The following is a 1,149-nucleotide window of genomic DNA, read 5'->3' as shown; positions in this document are numbered from 1 at the left end:
GGCCGGCACGTTGAGGATACGCAGCCCCAGAAGTTCGCCGCGATGGAAGCCCACTACGAGACGGGGTCGGCCGACCTCCACCTGCTCGCGTTCCCGAAGTCCCTCGACGCGCTCACCGACCCGCGCGCCGAGAACCTCTTCACGGTGAGTCTCCCCAGAGTCGGGTCGTTCCTCGCCAGTGGCGGCGACTTCGACGCCGAGGTCATCGGCCTGAACGAGTACGAGGAGAACCCACCCGTTGCGCTCGTGTTCTGGTCGTTCCGATTCATGGTCGGGCTCGGGTTCCTGTTCATCGGGCTCGCGCTCTGGGGCGGGTACCTCACGTACCGCGGACGGTTGACCGAGAGTACGCGCTACCTGAAGTCGATGATCGCGGCATCGCCATTCGGCTATGCGGCGTTACTCACCGGCTGGTACGTCACCGAGATCGGCCGCCAACCGTGGGTCATCCAGGGCGAACTCAAGACGAGCGAGGCGGTCTCCTCGACGCTCACTGGGACCGAGGCGACCCTGACCCTGGTCGGGTTCGTCGTCCTCTACGTCGCGTTGATACTGACGGCGCTGTACGTCCTGAAGTGGCTGATTCGGGAAGAGCTCCGGTCGCTCGGCGTCCAGGAGTCGAGTGCGAGCCGCTGGCGCGGCCCCCTCCCGTGGGTGACCAGCGATGACTGACCCACTGATTCCCGTCGACACGTACCTCGTCGACTCCCTGCCGGAGGTCTGGGTCGGCGCCGTGGTGTTCGCGTTGGGGATGTACATCGTCCTCGACGGCTTCGACTTCGGTATCGGGATGCTGTACGCGACCCGGACGGACGAACACGAGCGGGAGACGTTCCTGGCGGCGTTCGGCCCGGTGTGGGACGCCAACGAGGTGTGGGTCGTGGCGTTCGGGACGATGTTGCTAGCGGCGTTCCCGCGCGTGTACTCGCGGCTCCTGGCGGACAACTATCTGCTCGCACTCGGGTTCGTCGTTGCGTTGGTGTTCCGCGGGCTCGGTCCGGAGCTCCGCGAGCAGCGCGAGGACGAGCGCTGGAAGCGCTACACCGACTACGCCTTCGTCGGTGGGAGCGTGGTCGCGCCGCTGCTGTTGGGGATGCTCGCCGGCCGGTGGCTATTCGGTGGGGCGACGCTACCGGTGGTGTTGACCGG

The 1,149-nt window shown here is 66.7% G+C and carries 2 protein-coding genes; both read left to right on the top strand.

What is annotated here, in order from left to right:
- Positions 1-672: cytochrome ubiquinol oxidase subunit I (locus GJ634_RS15195; protein WP_197425565.1), on the top strand; the 672-nt coding region annotated here is incomplete at its 5' end.
- A partial coding sequence (locus GJ634_RS15190) for a cytochrome d ubiquinol oxidase subunit II (protein ID WP_197425564.1) occupies positions 665-1,149 on the top strand: 485 nt, incomplete at its 3' end. The genes GJ634_RS15195 and GJ634_RS15190, both read left to right, overlap by 8 nt.

This window comes from Halobacterium sp. CBA1126, from assembly GCF_009741975.1.
Classification (GTDB): Archaea; Halobacteriota; Halobacteria; order Halobacteriales; family Halobacteriaceae; genus Halobacterium.
The sequence above is the reverse complement of the archived record's forward strand: the minus strand, read 5'-3'. Positions and strand labels throughout refer to the sequence as shown.